The sequence below is a fragment of the Mesorhizobium sp. ORM8.1 genome (genome assembly GCF_053005525.2).
The window spans coordinates 107232-125089 of record NZ_CM132600.1; the positions used below are offsets into that span (position 1 = coordinate 107232).

A 17858-nucleotide genomic window follows, 5' to 3' on the forward strand; every position below is an offset into this window, starting at 1 on the left:
CATACCATGCAGCCGGGAACACAGAACATGTCCGGGAAACTGGATGGGAGGCACTGTGAATAACAGTCATGACGGCGCGAACCTGCTTGAGGTCCGCGGCCTAACGAAGATTTTCGGCACGCTGACGGCGTGCGATCATATCGATCTCAATATAGCAAAAGGCGAGATCCACGCGCTGCTCGGCGAAAATGGCGCCGGCAAGTCGACGCTGGTCAAGATGCTGTTCGGCTCGCTGGAGCCGAACTCGGGCGAGATCTATTGGGACGGCAAGCTCGTCAGGATCACCAGCCCGGGCGTGGCCAAGAAGCTAGGCATCGGCATGGTGTTCCAGCATTTCTCGCTGTTCGAGGCGCTGACGGCGGCCGAGAACATCGCCCTGTCGCTCAATGACGGCTCGCCGATCGGCACGATCGCGGCGAAGGCGAGGGCGCTTTCCTTCAGCTACGGCCTGCCACTCGACCCGGAGTCGCTGGTCGGCGATCTTTCGGTCGGCGAGCGCCAGCGCATCGAGATCATCCGCTGCCTGCTGCAGACGCCGCAGCTTATCATCCTCGACGAGCCGACCTCGGTGCTGACGCCGCAGGAAGCCGACAAGCTGTTCGAGACACTGGAAAGGCTGCGTGCTGAGGGCAAGTCGATCCTCTACATTTCGCACCGGCTGGAAGAGGTCAAACGCATCTGCGACCGCGCCACCGTGCTTCGCCACGGCAAGGTGGTCGGCCATTGCAATCCGCGCCAGGAGACGGCCGCTTCGCTCGCCCGCATGATGGTCGGGACCGAGGTGAAGGCCGTGGTGCGCGCACCGGCCGAAGGCATTGAGACCGCGCCGGCGCTGCTCGAAATCCGTGCGCTCAGCCGCAAACCGGCGACGCCGTTTGCCGTTCCCCTGAAGAATATCAATCTCAGCGTCCGCGCCGGGGAAGTGATCGGCATTGCCGGTGTCGCCGGCAACGGCCAGGGCGAGTTCTTCGAATCCGTTTCGGGCGAAGTGCTGCAGCAGGACGCCGGCTCGATCCGTATCCGCGGCAAGGACGCCGGCGCGCTGTCGATCACCGGGCGGCGGCTGATGGGCGCCGCCTTCGTGCCGGAGGAACGCCTCGGCCATGGTGCCGCGCCGCGCATGAAGCTTTCGGAGAACCTGCTCCTGTCGCGCCACGCGACCGACGGCAAGGCCTTCGTCGGCTCCGGCGGCATGGTCAAGTCTGCGGCCGTCTACGCCGCCTCCCAGCGCATCATCACCGCGATGGACGTGCGCAAGAGCGCTCCCGATCCGGAAGCGGCAGCGCTTTCGGGCGGCAATCTGCAGAAATTCATTGTCGGCCGCGAGCTCGACCGCCGACCGAGCGTGCTTGTCGTCAACCAGCCGACCTGGGGTGTCGACGCCGGCGCTGCCGCGCATATCCGCCAGGCGCTGATCGAGCTTGCGCGCAGCGGCTCGGCGGTGCTGGTCATCAGCCAAGACCTCGACGAATTGTTCGAACTGTCGGACGCGGTCGCGGTCATGCACAATGGCGAATTGTCGACGCCGCTGCCGATCGCCGAGGCAACCTTCGAGAAAATCGGCCTGTTGATGGGCGGCGCCGAACCTGGCCACGCCGAACACAGCCTGGAGGTGGCATGATGCGCATCGAACTGGTCAAACGCCCGCAGCGCTCGGTGCTGTTTTCGGTGCTGTCGCCCTTCATCGCCTTCGCGCTGACGATCATTGCCGGCGCAATCATGTTCGCATTGCTTGGCGTCAATCCGCTCACTGCCTTCGAGATCTACTTCGTCGAGCCGATCAGCCAGGTCTGGCAGCTGCACGAGCTGGCGATCAAGGCGGCACCGCTCATCCTGATCGCGGTCGGCCTGTCGGTCTGCTATAAGGCCAACATCTGGAACATCGGCGCCGAGGGCCAGTTCATCTTCGGCGCCATCTTCGGATCGATCATTCCGGTGCTGTTCCCCGGGTTCGAGGGGCCGCTGGTGCTGCCGCTGATGCTGTTGCTCGGCATGGTCGGCGGCGCGTTCTACGCGTCCATCCCGGCACTGCTCAAGACGCGCTTCAACACCAACGAGATCCTGACCAGCCTGATGCTGGTCTATGTCGCGCAGCTGTTCCTCGACTGGATGGTGCGCGGACCCTGGCGCGATCCGCAGAGCCATGGTTTCCCACAGACCATCCAGTTCGGCGACTGGGCGGTGCTGCCGCAGTTGATGCCCGATGCCGGCCGCGCCAATTGGGGTTTCGTCTTCGCACTGGTGGCCGCCGTGCTGGTCTGGCTGATGATGAGCCGCATGCTCAAAGGGTTCGAGGTGCGCGTGCTCGGCTCCAGCCCAAGGGCAGGGCGCTTTGCCGGCTTCGGCTTCAACTACATGGTCTTCTTCAGCTTCCTGTTGTCCGGCGCGCTGGCGGGACTGGCGGGCATTTCCGAAGTCTCCGGCGCTATCGGCCAGCTGCAACCGGTGATCTCGCCCGGCTATGGCTTCACCGCCATTATCGTCGCCTTCCTCGGCCGGCTTAACCCCCTCGGCATCATCGCGGCGGGGCTGGTGCTTGCGCTGACCTATCTCGGCGGGGAGGCGGTGCAGAGCGCGCTCGGCATCTCCGACAAGGTGGCGCGCGTCTTCCAGGGCATGCTTTTGTTCTTCGTGCTCGGCTGCGACACGCTCATCCACTACCGCATTCGCGTGATCGGCATGGCGCTGACGAAGTCGAATGGCGCGCCGAAACTCGAAGCAGCGCCCAAGCTCGGGGAGGCCCGCTGATGGACATTGCCATCAACATTCTTTTGACCATCGCGACCGCGGCGACGCCGCTTCTGATCGCGGCGATCGGCGAACTGGTGGTGGAACGCTCCGGCGTCCTCAACCTCGGTGTCGAGGGCATGATGATCATGGGCGCGGTCGGCGGTTTCGGCGCCGGCTACCTCACCGGATCGCCCTGGATCGGCCTGCTCGCGGCGATCATCGTCGGCGCGCTGTTTTCGCTGCTCTTTGCCGTCATGACGCTGTCGCTGGCCACCAACCAGGTGGCGACCGGCCTGTCGCTGACGCTTCTCGGGCTTGGCCTGTCCGGCATGATGGGAACGAGCTTCGTCGGCCAACCCGGCGAAAGACTGCCAAACCTCTATATTCCGGTCCTCACCGACATTCCCGTCATCGGCCGGCTGATCTTCGGCCAGGACCCGATCTTCTACATCTCGATCGCGCTGACGGCGGCGGTGATGTGGTTCCTGTTCAAGACGCGCATGGGCCTGACGCTGCGCTCGATCGGCGACAGCCATACGTCGGCGCACGCGCTGGGCATCAAGGTGATCCGCTATCGCTATCTCGCGGTGATCTTCGGCGGCGCCTGCGCTGGTCTTGCCGGCGGCCACCTGTCGCTGGTCTATACGCCGCAATGGGTCGAGAACATGAGCGCGGGCCGTGGCTGGATCGCCTTGGCGCTGGTCGTGTTCGCCTCCTGGCGTCCGTGGCGGGTGCTGGCCGGCGCCTACATCTTCGGCGCGGTGTGGATCGGCCAGCTTCATGCACAGGCTTTTGGCATTCCTGTGCCGTCGCAGTTTCTTTCTTCGCTTCCCTATCTGGCAACCGTCGTGGTTCTCGTTCTAATCTCGCGCAACAAGCGTTTGACGATGATGAACACGCCGGCTTCCTTGGGGCAGCCATTCGTTCCGGATCGTTGACAACAACAAAAAGACGGGAAGCTCCAAGGCTTAAACTCAGAGAGGTAACACAATGAAAAAACTGCTTATTGCGTTGATGACCACGGCGGCGGCCTTGTCGCTGGCGGCAACCGCCCAGGCGGCCGACAAGCTCAAGGCTTGCTGGGTTTATACGGGTCCGATCGGCGACTTCGGCTATTCCTACCAGCACGACCAGGGCCGGCTCGAAGTCGAGAAGGCGCTCGGCGACAAGGTCGAGACCGCCTATCTCGAAAACGTCTCGGAAGGCCCCGACGCCGACCGCGCCTTCGAGCGTCTGGCCCGCGAGAATTGCAAGATCATCTTCGGCACCTCCTTCGGCTTCATGGATGCCGAGGTGAAGGTCGCCAAGAAATTCCCGAAGGTGATGTTCGAGCATGCCACCGGCTTCAAGACCGGCGACAATCTCGGCATTTACAATGCGCGTTTCTATGAGGGCCGCTATGTGCTCGGCCAGATCGCGGCCAAGGAATCGAAGAAGGGCCTTGCCGGCTACATCGTCTCCTTCCCGATCCCGGAAGTGGTGATGGGCATCAACTCCTTCATCCTCGGCGCGCAGTCGGTCAATCCCGACTTCAAGGTCAAGATCGTGTGGGTGAACTCCTGGTTCGATCCGGGCAAGGAAGCCGACGCCGCCAAGGCGTTGTTCGACCAGGGCGCCGACATCATCGTCCAGCACACCGATTCCACTGCCGCCCTGCAGGTCGCCGAGGAGCGCAAGCTGCACGGCTTCGGCCAGTCGTCGGACATGATCAAGTTCGCGCCGAACGCGCAGCTGACCTCGCTCACCGACGAATGGGGCCCGTATTACATCAGCCGCGTGCAGGCGGCCCTCGACGGCACCTGGAAGCCGGACAATGTCTGGCTGGGCATCAAGGATGGCGCGGTCAAGCTCGCGCCCTACACCAACATGCCCGACGACGTGAAGGCGATGGCAGAGGCGACCGAGAAGAAGATCGCCGGCGGCTGGAACCCGTTCACCGGCCCCGTCTCGAAGCAGGACGGTTCGGCGTGGCTGAAGGACGGCGAAGTCGCCGACGACGGCACGCTGCTCGGCATGAATTTTTACGTCAAGGGCATCGACGACAAGCTGCCGCAGTAAGCGGCGACCAAGTTCTAACCGGAGAGGGCGCCTCGTGGCGCCCTCATTCGTTTGCAGATAGATTGGCGGGGGTTTCCTGCTCCAGGGTTGAATTTTCACTTCGCTTCTTGCCAACCGGCTAAAGACCAATCCATTGTTTTTGATTGTTAAATATTCAACCTAAATATCGTCGTATCTTCTTCTAGAATTTCGTTTTGACGACTCCGGTGCAATATCTGTGGCCGGCTCCGTGAATGCTTTCACATACATTAGCGACCTCTACTTCCATGCTGATCATGCAGATCAGACGAAACCAGCCGGCGTAACAAGCGCCCGCAGAAGGAGGTCTTATGCAATTGAATAAAAAGCTTTTGGCCATCATCGGGAAACGTATTCCCGCCATTTACGATGTCATCCCGCGCGGGCCACAGGGCCGGCTTGCGCAGGTCGCCCTCAATCCTCAGCCGCTGCCGCCGCATGAACTGGGCGCCGCGGTCGCTGACGAATTCGTCCACAACGCCTGGTTGGCCGGGCGAAGCGGACTCGATATGAAGGCACTGTTCAGCGATCTCGACGATTGGTGTCCGACGCGACCGAAGATCCCGAAGTTTCCTCCGTGGTGGTGGTGGCCATTTCCGGAACCCGAGCCGCACCCCGAGTGGTTCGTGGATTTTCATTTGGGATTTGCCGCAAGGCTGTCGGCGGTCGCAACCGGGTCGGCGGGCAAGAGCCTTGATGCCACTCTCAATCAGGCGATCGACCGGTCCCTGGTCGCAATCGAGGCGGTAAAGCTCTGATCAGACGCTAAGGCCGAGAGAGCTATCGATAGCCGGGGGCGCGGCGAAGGGCGCCCTTTCGGCGGCTTGGGCCCGGACGTGGCTTGCCGAGCCGGCCTGGAAGATTTTTGAATCTAGACCGCCGACCCGTAAAGGTCGTAGGCGTCGGCGCGGTCGATCTTGACGGTGACGATCTCGCCTTGGCGCAGCGGCCGCCGCGACTGGATGTGCACCGAGCCGTCGATCTCTGGCGCGTCATATTTGGTGCGGCCTTTGGCTGAGATGCCATGCGCCTCGTCGATCAGCACGGGCAGGCGCTTGCCGACCTTTTTGGCGAGCTGCGTCGCCGAAATCTTCTGCTGGCGCTGCATGAAGCGGTGCCAGCGCGCTTCCTTGACCTCCTGCGGCACCTGCTCCAGACCAAGCTCGTTGGAGCGCGCGCCTCTGACCGGTTCGTATTTGAAACAGCCGGCGCGGTCGATCCTGGCCTCGTCGAGCCAGTCGAGCAGCATCTGGAAGTCTTCTTCCGTCTCACCGGGGAAGCCGACGATGAAGGTCGAGCGTATCGCCAGGTCGGGGCAGACCTCGCGCCAGCCGCGGATGCGCTCCAAAGTCTTTTCGCCATGGGCGGGACGGCGCATGTTCTTCAGCACCTGCGGCGAGGCATGCTGGAACGGGATGTCGAGATAGGGCAGGATTTTCCCGTCGGCCATCAGCGGGATGACGTCGGCGACATGCGGATAAGGATAGACGTAGTGCATGCGCACCCAGATGCCGAGCTTGCCCAACTCCTCGGACAGGTCGAGGAACTTCGCACGGACCTCGCGGTCGCCGAACATCGAGGTCTGGTACTTGATGTCGATGCCGTAAGCGCTGGTGTCCTGGGAGATGACCAGGAGTTCCTTGACGCCGGCCTTGGCAAGCTTTTCTGCCTCGCGCAACACATCCGCCGCCGGCCGCGAGACGAGGTCGCCACGCAGTGCGGGAATGATGCAGAAGGTGCAGCGGTTGTTGCAGCCCTCGGAGATCTTCAGGTAGGCGTAGTGGCGCGGCGTCAGCTTCACGCCTTGCGGCGGCAGAAGATCGATATAGGGGTCGTGGCTTGGCGGTGCCGCCTCATGCACCGCGGCCATCACGCTCTCGTAGGCTTGCGGCCCGGTGATCGCGAGCACGTTGGGGTGCTTCTCGCGGATGACGTCGGGCTCTGCGCCGAGACAGCCTGTGACGATGACGCGACCGTTTTCCGACAGCGCGGAGCCGATGGCGTTGAGCGACTCGTCGCGCGCGGAATCGAGAAAGCCGCAGGTGTTGACAACGACGAGGTCGGCGCCGTCATGCTTGCGCGCGATCTCGTAACCTTCGGCGCGCAGGCGCGTGATGATACGCTCGGAATCGACGAGCGCCTTCGGACATCCAAGACTGACGAAACTGACGCGAGGGGCGGACATGGGGCTATTTTCCAAGAAACAAGAGCTCGCGGATCGGGCTCGAGGCCTTGACTGTGTCGATCTACGCGCGCGGCTTTAGGCCAATTTGTGCGGCGCAATAGCATGCTTCGGCACAGAAGCAAACCTGCCCGACGGTCGAGACCGGCGCGATCCGATAGCCGTTCAGCCTGACGGAGGCGTCAGTGACCGTCCGGTCCGAACCAGGGCGCCAGAAAACCGAACTGTTGCGGAAACTGCTGCACGGCGCCTTCGAGGAACATGTTTATGGCGACGTAGAGGATGATCAGCAGGCCGATATAGGCGATCCAGCGGTATTTGTGCAGCAGGCGCGCGACGAAGGACGCGGCAAAGCCCATCAGCGCGATCGAGAGCACCAGCCCAATGATCAGCACAGTCGGGTGCTTCATGGCGGCGCCGGCGACGGCCAGCACATTGTCGAGCGACATCGAAACGTCGGCGATGACGATCTGCCAGGCGGCCTGGGAGAAGGTCTTGCGTCCTTTACCGGCGACCGTGCCGTTGGAAAGGGCCTCGGTCGCGTCACGCTCGTCCTCGTGACTGACGCGCAGCTCACGCCACATCTTCCAGCACACCCACAACAGCAGCAGGCCGCCGGCCAGCAGCAGCATCGGCCCGATGCTCAGCAACCATTGCGTGATCAGGGCAAAGATGATGCGCAGCACGGTGGCTGCCGCGATGCCGACGAGAATGGCGCGCTTGCGCTGGTCGGCGGGAAGGCCGGCGGCGGCGAGGCCGATCACAATTGCATTATCGCCCGCGAGCGCGAGATCGATTGCAACGACCTGGAGGAGAGCGGAAAGGCCTGCGGCAGTGAATATTTCCATAAACTAGAAATCCTTGCCTGAAATGAGCGTCGCCTGTGCTGAGACGGCCCTAAAGGCATGGTCCATCGGCGTCAAGGCGCAGGGTTTCAGCATCATGGCAAAATGGGTTTGCTCCCGTAGAGCCGGGGATTCCCAGCGGCAGCCGGGAGCTCGAATGGCGTGGGGAAACTAGTCGTAGAGATTATATTTCGCCCAGTCCGATTCCGGGATCTCATCGCCGATCTTGTAGCGAAATTGCAGCACTTCCATATGGTCTGGCGCGGTCTGGCATTTGAACTTCAGCCGGTACCACTGGCCCTTGCTGCGAAAGGCGGCGCCGGAGCTCTTGATGGCGTCGGCGCTCATCTGGGGCGTGGCAAAGGCATAGGCCACCACACGGTCAGCCTTGTAGCTGCGATCGTCGTGGCTGATGCGGTCGAGCACCTCGGCGTCGCAGCGCTGCTCCAGGCGGGTCTCCGGATCGAGCTTCAACAGGCCGGCACGCAGCGCATTGTCCATCGCCTTGGCCGGCAAAGCCAGCGTCAGCGACGCCAGAACCATCAGGCAGAGCTTTTTCATGGGCGCGACAAGCAGCATATTTTGACCGAGAAATCAAATAAACGGTATTTTACGCGCCGCTAACCGGTGGGGTTGCGCAGCGCCTGCACCCCGGCAACCGGATACACCCTTTTGTAACCGCAGGTGATTTCGACTTGCAGAATCACCAACGGCGTTTTCAGGCCGTAGTCGCACTGCGTCTTGTCGCTCCCGGGCAAACAGGCGGCCAACGTTGATACACCCAGAAAAAGTCAACCTCAAAGCCGCCGGTTCAGGCTCGCTTGGCTGGCCATGTTCAGCGCTGTCATCATCAAATCGGGCGAAATCAAACCTATCCGATCTGTAGGAAAAGCCAAGAAATCCAAGCGTTTCATTACTCGACAAGCTGTCAAGAGAGAGCGTCGATTACTTTCCGGCTACAGCAGAGCCACGAATTCCGCCAACGGATCCCTGTCGCGTCGACGTTGACAGTAGGCTGCCCTTGGGTCAGGCCATAGTCGGATGGGGACGGGTCGGACGGCCCGGGGGGACTGTGGCAATGGCGAAAATTGAGACGACCAAGGGGTCGAAGTTCGGCCTTGGATACGTTTTGCGCGCTCCTCGTCCCGGCCCAACTGCGGTCGCCGCAGTCGCGGCCTCGTTCCTGTTGTTCGCCCCCGAGGCGGCGCTGGCCGCCGTCGTCGTCGGCAGTCAGGTACACAACCCCGACACCAACGCATTGGAAACGGTGGTCAAGGACCTCGGCTCCGGCTGGGCGCTTACGTCGGTCACCGTTGGCTCGGTCACCGAGTACAATGCGATCCTTGTCGACGCGCCGGCCCTTAACTCCACCTATGTGTCGGGTGGCGTAACCTATAAAGTCGACAGCTATATCACGAACCCGACTACCAGTCTCATCACCGGGATCAACGTCACCAACCAGACGGATTCGAGCCATCCGACCTCGGTTGTAGACGCCTTCAAGCCGAACATTTTCGACAATAGCGGCGCGGCTGGCGGCGCCGGCAATGGTGGCAGCAGCAGCAACGCCGACGGCCAAGTCTATGTCAACCGTCAGGTTGGCACCCAAGGCGCAGGCGGTAGCAATGGCTATGGCGTCCATATCGACCTAGGCATCCTCGGCAGCATCACCATCGGCTATGACGGCTCCGATGGCAGCCCCGGCGGCAACGGCCCGACCGTCGACGTCACGCTGGTCGGCGGCGTCAACGGTCCCTATGGCAACAATGCCGACAACACGCCGGCCGTCACCGTCGCCAGCATCGGCGGCAATGGCGGCAATGGCGGCGATGCCTACGGCGCGCTCGGGCCCTACAATGGCGGCGCGGCGGGCGCGGGCGGAACGGTCACGTTGCACAATTCGGTCGACCTGACCACCGGAGGCAACAACTCACCTGGCATCTTCGCGCTCAGCAAGGGCGGCAAGGGGGGCAACGGCGGCGATGGCTACATCCTCAGCCCGAGCGGCTCGGGTGGGCCGGCAACGACTGGAGGCCCGGTCACGGTCGTCAACAGCGGCCACATCATCACGACCGGCCAGAAGTCACCCGGCATCCTCGCACAGTCGATCGGCGGTGCAGGCGGCGGCAGTGGCGACAGCTTCGGCATCGTGGGCCTGCCCGGTTCGGCCACCTCGGGCGGCAATGGCGGCACGGTCACCGTCACCAACAGCGGCATCATCGAAACGTCGCAGAAGGAATCGCACGGTATCTGGGCGCAATCGCTCGGCGGCAGCGGCGGCAATGCGGGCGATGCCGGCGGCATCGTCGCGCTTGGCGGCAAGCTCGGCGGCGGCGGCGGCACCGGTTCCACAGTCACGATCAACAACAATGCCGGCGGCGACATCACCACCCACGGCACCGGCGCCTACGGCATCTTCGCGCAGTCGATCGGCGGCGGCGGCGGCGCGGCAGGCGATGTCGGCGGCCTCGTCGCTATAGGCGGCACCGGCGCGGCCGGTGGCGATGGCGGCACGGTCATCGTCAACAATGCGGCCGGGACCACCATCATAACCTATGGCGGTACCAATCCCGACGCCCATGACGTCGGCGCCGACGCGATCGTGGCGCAGTCGATCGGCGGCGGCGGCGGCTCGGGCTCGAGTGGTGGCGGCCTTGTCGCCATCGGCGGCGACGGTTCGGCCGGCGGCATCGGCGGCTCCGTAACCGTCAACAATGACGGCACGCTGATCACCATCGGCCCGAAGGCACGCGGCATCTTCGCCCAGTCAGTCGGCGGCGGCGGCGGCAATGGCGGCGACAGCGGCGGCCTCGTCGCCATCGGTGGCGCTGGCAGCGCTACCAGCAATGGTGGCACCGTCACGGTCAACAACACCGGCCGCATCACCACGGTCGGCACCGCCATCCAGGCGGAGTCGGTCGGTGGCGGCGGTGGCGACGGCGGCTCCAGCGGCGGGCTCTTCTCCATCGGCGGCTCGGGCGGCGGCGGCGGCGACGGCCTCAAGGTCACCGCCAATTCCTCCGGCTACCTCACGACAAGCGGCGACAATTCCGTCGGCATCCTCGCGCAGTCGCTGGGTGGCGGTGGCGGCAATGGCGGTGGCTCCTATACTGCGGGAGCGCCGATCTCGATCGCCATCGGTGGCGCTGGCGACAAGGGCGGCAACGGCGGATCGGTGGAGGTCAATCACGTGACCACGCCGGGCAATCTCAGCGGCCTCCTCACCTCCCACATCAGTACCGGCATGCGCACCACCAACGGTCAAGGCCAAACCGTCGTCACCGGCGCCCAGGCCTATGGCATCTTCGCGCAGTCGGTCGGCGGCGGCGGCGGCAGGGGAGGTCTTGCGGTCTCGGTCGCGAACGGCACCTCCGGCGCCGGCGCCAGCTTCGCGCTCGGCGGCAAGGGCGGCCCTGGCGGCGATGGCAAGGACGTAACCGTCAACTACAAGGGCGACATCACCACCCAGGGCGACAGCGCCTACGGCATCTTCGCGCAGAGCGTCGGCGGCGGCGGCGGCGATGGCGGCGGCGCCGTCGCGGTGAGTGGCGGCGGCGCGTTCAGTTTCGGTCTCGCCATGGGTGGCGCTGCCGGCGTTGGAGGCATCGGCGACATCGTAAACGTCAACACCACGGGCGGCACGATCGAGACCTACGGTCTCCAGGCCTTTGGCATTTTCGCGCAATCGGTCGGCGGCGGTGGCGGCAATGGTGGCTTTGCCGGCGGCGGCACGATCGGCGCGGTTGCGCTGACCGTTACCCTCGGTGGCAAGGGGGCGGAAGGTGGCCTCGCCAAGGCAGTTACCGTCAACAACGCCTCGACGATCATCACCCATGCCGACGGGTCGATCGGCATCAACGCGCAAAGCCTCGGCGGCGGCGGCGGCAATGGCGGCTTCTCCATCGCCGGCGCACTCGCGGTCGGCGCGATATCGGCCGCCATCGGCGGCGATGCCGGCGATGGCAGCAGCGGCGGCACCGTCACGGTCAGCAACCAGGGTGACATCAGCACCACGGGTATCAAGGCTTATGGCATCTTCGCGCAGTCTGTCGGCGGCGGCGGCGGCAACGGCGGCGGGGCGATCGCTTTCTCGGTCGCGGTTTCGCCCGATCCAGAAGAGATTCCGGCGGTTGCCGTCTCGATCGCGGTCGGTGGCAGCGGCGGCACAGGCAGCGTCGGCGACACGGTGCATGTCACCAATGGCGGCAATATCACCACCCATGGCACGCAAGCCCACGGCATCTGGGCGCAGTCTGTCGGCGGCGGCGGAGGCACCGGCGGCTACGCCGCATCGGGCGCCGGCTCAATGGGGCCGGGGGCCAACATATCGGTCGCCGTCGGCGGCACGGGCGGCACAGGCGGGAACGGCGGCGCCGTCATCGTCGACGCGGGCAAGGACGCGCTCGGCGCGATCGTCGCCGGCTCCACCATCACCACCTTCGGCCTTGGCGCCGACGGCATCAGGGCGCAGTCGATTGGCGGCGGCGGCGGCGATGGCGGCTTCGCGATCGGTGTCAACCTCGGCATCAACAACAGCAACCTGCCACTGGCGTCGATAGGCGTCACCGTGGGCGGCCAGGGCGCGCTTGGCGGCGACGGTTCGACTGCGACGGTCAACAACTGGTCTGTCATCCGGACCTATGGCGACAATTCGGCCGGTGTCTTCGCGCAGAGCGCGGGCGGCGGCGGCGGCGATGGCGGCAATGCGATCACGGCGGTCGGAAGCTGGGCTAACGCGACCAGCTCGAGCGCACAGAACACCAACATCTCCGTGGCGATCGGCGGCAACGGCGCCTTGGCGGGCGACGGCAAGGACGTCACCGTCAACAACCACGGAAACATCGAGACCGGCCTCATCACCACCAACACGGACATCGCCGGCGATACGGTGACCACCGGCAACAGCGCTTATGGCATCTTTGCGCAATCGATCGGCGGCGGCGGCGGTATCGGCGGCCGCGCCAATTCGATCAACGTACTGGTCGGCAAGGGCGATGCGTCCCCGGATGCGCTGATCAACGTCGCCATGTCGATCGCGGTCGGCGGTCAGGGCGGCGCGGCCGGCGATGGCGGGCATGTGACCGTCACCAACGATGGCAGCATCACGACCAACGGTTCGCTTGCCGACGGCATCTATGCGCAGAGCGTGGGCGGCGGCGGCGGCGCGGGCGGCAATGGCCTGCTCGGCACCGGCGAACTGATCCCGGTCCCGGCGGCGCTGATCGCGAATGTGCTGTTCGGCAAGACCAAGATTTACAGCTCTCTCGGCGCAGCCGTCGGCGGCAATGGCGGCGGGTCAGGCATTGGCGGCCTTGTCGAGGTCACCAACACCGGCAACATCACCACGAAGGGCAGCAATTCCAACGGCATCTTCGCCCAGTCGGTCGGCGGCGGCGGCGGCGTCGGCGGCAAGGCCAATATCGGCGCCACCGGCACGATCGGCGTCGGCGGCAAGGGCACGAGTGGCGGCGACGGCGGCATCGTCCACGTGATCAACAACGGCAACGGCAAGATCGAGACCTTCGGCGCGGCCTCCAACGGCATCTTCGCGCAGTCGGTCGGCGGCGGCGGCGGTGTCGCCGGCAATGTCGACCGCGTGCTTGAGCAAGCGATGGGGCCGATCCCGGCGCTCAATCTCGGCATCGGCCTGGCCTTTGGCCAAGGCGGCGGCAGTGGCGGCTCGGGCAAGGATGTCACTGTCGAGGGCAACGGTGCGATCATCACCCACGGCTCGTCCTCGGCCGGCATCTTCGCCCAGTCGATCGGCGGCGGCGGCGGCATACTCGGCACGCTCGGCAACGACCTCCCGGTGCTGGGGACGATCACAGACTACCATGTCGGCAGCAATGGCGACTTTGGGGACTCGGGCGTCATCCATGTCAACTATGCCGGTACGATCGACACCTATGGCAGTGGCTCCATCGGCATCTTTGCGCAGAGCGCGGGCGGCACAAAGGATACTCTCCATCCGCTCAACCCGCTGTTCCAGGGCGTCGCCGGCAATGTCACCGTCGATTTTGCGGGCTCGGTCGTCACCCATGCCGCCGGCACCAGCGCCATTGTCGCGCAGAGCAAGGCGTCAGAAGGCAATGGCGACATTGCTATCAACCTGACGAGCGCCACCGGCAAGGTCTCGGGCGGCGCCAGCGACGCAAACCATATCGGCGTCGGCGTCTGGATCATCGACGGCAACAACAACACGATCAGCAACAAGGGCACGATCACGACCGCGAGCGGCACCGCCGGCGGGTGGGCGATCCTTTCCGGCGACAGCAAGGAGGCGGTCACCAATTACGGCACGGTCACCGGCTCCTTCGATCTCGGCGCCGGCGCCAACAGCTTCACCAACGCAGCCAATGCCATCTTCAATGCCGGCGCCGACGCCAAGCTCGGCACCGGCAACCTCTTTGCCGATAGCGGCTATTTCTCGCCGGGCGGCGAGAACAATGTGATGACCACCAATCTCGTCGGCAATTGGAACCAGGCCTCGACCGGCGCCTACAAGCTCGACGTCGACCTCGATCCGGCAGCCGACCTCATTAACGTCACGGGCACGGCGGATCTCGGTGGCGCGGTCGATCTCAACATCATGGATGCGGCCGCGGCGAAGCCCGGGAGCCAGACGTTCCACATCCTGCACGCCGATGGCGGTATTTCGCACACCGGACTGGAGCTGAGTGCGATCGCAAGCGCGGTTGCGCAATATCAGTTGCAGTATCAAGGCCTTAACGATGCCTATCTCGGCGTCGACATCAATTTCGCTCCCACCGGCCTGACCGCGAACCAGATTCCGGTCGCGAACGCTGTCAACGCCATTCAGAGCGGCGGCCCGACATCACCGAGTTTCCAGAAGATCGCCGAGGCGCTGTTCTATATTCCGACGGTCGAGCAACTCGGCGCCGTCTATGATTCGATCTCGGGCGAGGGCGTTTCCGGTGTCGAGCAGCCGCAGTTCGGCGCTTATGAAAGCTTCTTCGCCTCGATGGGCCGCCAGGCCGATTTCTGGCGCAGTGGCGTCGGCACTGATCCGACGGATGTCACGGCCGCGCCGCAGGCCTATGCCGAGCCGGCGAAGCCCAAGAAGAATCCATTCAAGGCGCTGCAGCCCGATCAGCGGCGCTGGAGCTATTGGGCGAGCGCCGGCGGCAATGGCGGTGAGATCAGCGGCGATGCGGCCGTGGGCAGTGCCGGTACTGTCTACAGGGGCGGCAACCTCGCCGCGGGCATGGAAACCACCGGCGATCCCGACACGCTGGTGGGCTTTGCGCTGGGTGGCTCTGCGGGTTCATTCGCCGTCGAGGACCGCCAGACTTCGGGCAATATCGTCGGCGCCCAGGCCGGTGCTTATGTCGCGCACAAATGGGATCAGTTCTATATCGACGGCGCGCTTGCCTTCGGCCTCTACAACAACAACATCCACCGCACCGCGGCCGTGCCCGGCTCGGACTCGCCGATTGATCCGGTGGCCGGCGTGACGCCCGAGAACTGGCGCAGCAATTTCCTGAGCGCCGGGTTCGGCACCAACATCGAGGCCGGCTGGCGACAGCAGGTGGGTGCTGGCGCCATCACGCCTTTCGCCGGGCTGCAGTTCGCCTTCCTTTCGATGGACGCTTTCGACGAGACGTCGACCGATGGCGGAGCCCTGGGCCTGAGTTTCGATCACCACGTCGTCACCTCGCTGCCGGTCTCGCTGGGCCTGCAGCTCGACACCACGATCGGCGTCGGCGACGGTCAATCGCTGCAGGCCTGGGCCCGCGCGGCCTGGGTGCACGAATTCGAGCCGGACCGTTCAGTGAAGCCGAGCTTCCAGGCGGCGCCCGGCACCTCCTTCGTCATCCAGGGTACCTCCGCAGCCGAGGACGCGGTTGCCGTCAATGCCGGCCTGAAGATGAACTGGAGCAACAACACCTCGATATTCGCCGCCTTCGACGGCAAGTTCGGCGACGGCGTCAAGAGCTATGGCGGCGATGTCGGGCTCAAGGTGAACTGGTAGGGATCGGAGCGCGGTCTGCTACAAATCGCCGACCGGTTCTTTCGTTATTCTAAGCAAGGGAAATTATGAAAAGACTGTTGATTGCGTTTGGGTTTGCGATCGTCGCATCGAATGCGTTTGCCTCCGGCGTGGGCGTTTCTTTCGCGTGGGGCCCGACAAAGAAGTGTTTTGATCCAAAATCACCACCGATAACAGTTTCCGGCGTACCCCAGGGGACGACAAAACTCGAAATAAAGATGACAGACAGCAGTTCATCCTACAATCATGGAGGTGGGACTGTTGCCTATAAGGGGCAGACATCTTTGCCTTACGGGGCGTTCCATTACAAAGGGCCGTGCCCAGACAGCGGAACCCATTTTTACAACATCACCGTGAAGGCGATGGATGCGACAGGAAAAGTATTGGCCAGCGGTTCTGCGTCCCAGCCATTTTCTTCAAAGTAGAAGCCGGCTCATCCAAGGAGTGTGGCTGCAAGCCTGGCGACCGTGGGCCCAACTCGGCCACATGACTGCGAAGGGCCAGCCGCTCTCGGCGTCGCAGGTGCAGCGGTTGATTGATGCGCGCTAGAGGCTGTATATTCGAACAATCAGTTGCGAGTAACGTTTTGTTGCCTCGTCCTGATCGATAAGACTTTGCCCTTATTCGAGAGCTGATCATATCTTGGCCCGACGCGGCGGCGTCTGAAGGGAGCGAGAAAAATGCAGCTTACGAGATTGATGGTATTGGGCCTATTGTTGGGGTCGCAAATACCCGAAAGTGCAAGCGCATCAAACGACAGGGGACTTCATGCCAGGAGAGTCGATGAATGCCGCATTGTGAAGAAAGACGCGCCGGACGCTTATTGTGATTGCATCGTTAAAGTATCGGAGGGAATGACCGATAACGATCCGATGCTTGAGTTATTCCTCGCGTCCAACGACAAGGCGAAGGCAGAGACGATGTACGAAGATTTAATAAATGGAGGCACGTACAAGCAACACAATTTCTCCTCGAAACAAGAGAAGAAGGATTATGTTGCCGGTCGAGCCACACTGTTTATTCGCCGGACAGAGGCTCGTTGCGGCGCCCGGGAATAAGGTTCGACAGTCCGGCACCCCTAGGGCGAAACTAGATAGGAAGGGACTCTAACCCGTCTTCCGCCTGGGATCGTCATTCGGCTGCCTCATCTGGCGCTCTCTCTTTCGCCTAACCTGCTCATGGATGTGCCGCCAAATCCTTATGTTGAGCACATATAGGATGAAAGGCACCCCGATCATGAGGACCGCCAACGCGACGAAATATAGCGCATTCGTCATCGCACACCTGGCCCTATCGGTGCCCCATTACGTCGATTTGTCCCCCTCGCGCCCGTCCCAGCTTTTCTTTTAGCCACCGCTTCGGCGGGATCGTCAACAATGTTCCTGCACGTGCGCATGGTGTGGCGTTCAAATCAGGGTGACCAATAAGCAATGAAATGGATTCGCCGATCTGCCTTTTAATGGCGAAGTTCTTATGACGCCTGTCGACGGCAGTCGGATTCACTGCAAGGTGTATGCTTATGGCTAAGGCTTCGGAGGGCATCCTGCTTCGCCCGAAGGATTGCGCGGATCGTGGGAAGCTCGCAGAGCGATGCCGGATGGCGGAGGGAGTGGGATTCGAACCCACGGTGAACTTGCGCCCACGCCGGTTTTCAAGACCGGTGCCTTAAACCGCTCGGCCATCCCTCCATCGTGATATTTCAATCACTTAGGATAATCGAGACCGGTCGATCTTGAGCGGTTGGCGCCGGATTGGCACCGAAGGCGTTCCCGACCGGTTCGCTGTTCATTCCTGTAAAGCGGCATTGAGGGCCGCGTCAACCACCGCTGCGGCGCCTTCCTGCTGTCCTGGCAACAAATGCGGTAGATGTTCAGGGTGACCGACGGATTGGCATGGCCGGCGGGCCGACACGACATGCACAGGAACGCCGCTGCGCAACAGATGTGTGATGTGGGTATGTCTGAGGCCATGAAAGGTGACTTGCGGAACGCCCGCGGCGCCGGCCGTGATGATC

11 protein-coding genes and 1 tRNA gene are annotated in these 17858 nt (G+C 63.4%); 8 read left to right on the forward strand and 4 right to left on the reverse strand.

The genetic code is table 11. The annotated features are described in order from the left end of the window. The first annotated feature begins 43 nt into the window (after positions 1-43). The 5 genes from ACVDG8_RS00520 to ACVDG8_RS00540 all read left to right on the forward strand — a co-directional run bounded on the left by ACVDG8_RS00520 (position 44) and on the right by ACVDG8_RS00540 (position 5564). Complete coding sequence (locus tag ACVDG8_RS00520; protein ID WP_447252959.1) at positions 44-1621, forward strand: ABC transporter ATP-binding protein; 1578 nt, start codon at positions 44-46, stop codon at positions 1619-1621. After that, complete coding sequence (locus ACVDG8_RS00525; protein ID WP_455707482.1) at positions 1618-2748, forward strand: ABC transporter permease; 1131 nt, start codon at positions 1618-1620, stop codon at positions 2746-2748. The genes ACVDG8_RS00520 and ACVDG8_RS00525 overlap by 4 nt, the downstream gene beginning before the upstream one ends. Beyond that, entirely contained in the window at positions 2748-3668 is a 921-nt protein-coding gene (locus ACVDG8_RS00530) for an ABC transporter permease (RefSeq protein WP_447252960.1), read from the forward strand. The genes ACVDG8_RS00525 and ACVDG8_RS00530 overlap by 1 nt, the downstream gene beginning before the upstream one ends. Before the next feature lie 52 nt (positions 3669-3720). Then, positions 3721-4788 (forward strand): BMP family ABC transporter substrate-binding protein, encoded by a 1068-nt coding sequence (locus tag ACVDG8_RS00535; protein ID WP_447252961.1) that lies wholly within the window; start codon positions 3721-3723, stop codon positions 4786-4788. Between the two features lie 329 nt (positions 4789-5117). Continuing rightward, a complete protein-coding gene (locus tag ACVDG8_RS00540; RefSeq protein ID WP_447252962.1) occupies positions 5118-5564 on the forward strand; it encodes a hypothetical protein in 447 nt (148 codons plus the stop codon). Between the two features lie 113 nt (positions 5565-5677). Here ACVDG8_RS00540 and rimO read toward each other — a convergent pair whose 3' ends face one another. The 3 genes from rimO to ACVDG8_RS00555 all read right to left on the reverse strand — a co-directional run bounded on the left by rimO (position 5678) and on the right by ACVDG8_RS00555 (position 8412). After that, positions 5678-6991: a 30S ribosomal protein S12 methylthiotransferase RimO gene (gene rimO, locus ACVDG8_RS00545; protein WP_447252963.1), complete on the reverse strand. Its 1314-nt coding sequence runs from the start codon at positions 6989-6991 to the stop codon at positions 5678-5680. Positions 6992-7170: 179 nt separating this feature from the next. Further along, complete coding sequence (locus tag ACVDG8_RS00550; protein ID WP_447252964.1) at positions 7171-7836, reverse strand: TerC family protein; 666 nt, start codon at positions 7834-7836, stop codon at positions 7171-7173. A gap of 168 nt (positions 7837-8004) precedes the next feature. Next, positions 8005-8412, reverse strand: a complete 408-nt coding sequence (locus ACVDG8_RS00555) for a DUF930 domain-containing protein (protein WP_447252965.1) — start codon at positions 8410-8412, stop codon at positions 8005-8007. Between the two features lie 499 nt (positions 8413-8911). On the opposite strand from ACVDG8_RS00555, the gene ACVDG8_RS00560 reads away from it, so the two are divergent. The 3 genes from ACVDG8_RS00560 to ACVDG8_RS00570 all read left to right on the forward strand — a co-directional run bounded on the left by ACVDG8_RS00560 (position 8912) and on the right by ACVDG8_RS00570 (position 16902). Next, positions 8912-15826 (forward strand): hypothetical protein, encoded by a 6915-nt coding sequence (locus ACVDG8_RS00560; RefSeq protein WP_455707483.1) that lies wholly within the window; start codon positions 8912-8914, stop codon positions 15824-15826. 65 nt (positions 15827-15891) lie between these two features. Next, positions 15892-16269, forward strand: a complete 378-nt coding sequence (locus ACVDG8_RS00565) for a phospholipid-binding protein (protein ID WP_447252967.1) — start codon at positions 15892-15894, stop codon at positions 16267-16269. 255 nt (positions 16270-16524) lie between these two features. Continuing rightward, a complete protein-coding gene (locus ACVDG8_RS00570) occupies positions 16525-16902 on the forward strand; it encodes a hypothetical protein (protein ID WP_447252968.1) in 378 nt (125 codons plus the stop codon). 540 nt (positions 16903-17442) lie between these two features. On the opposite strand, the gene ACVDG8_RS00575 is transcribed toward ACVDG8_RS00570, so the two are convergent. Further along, a tRNA-Ser gene (locus tag ACVDG8_RS00575) sits at positions 17443-17532 on the reverse strand. Positions 17533-17858: the final 326 nt, after the last annotated feature.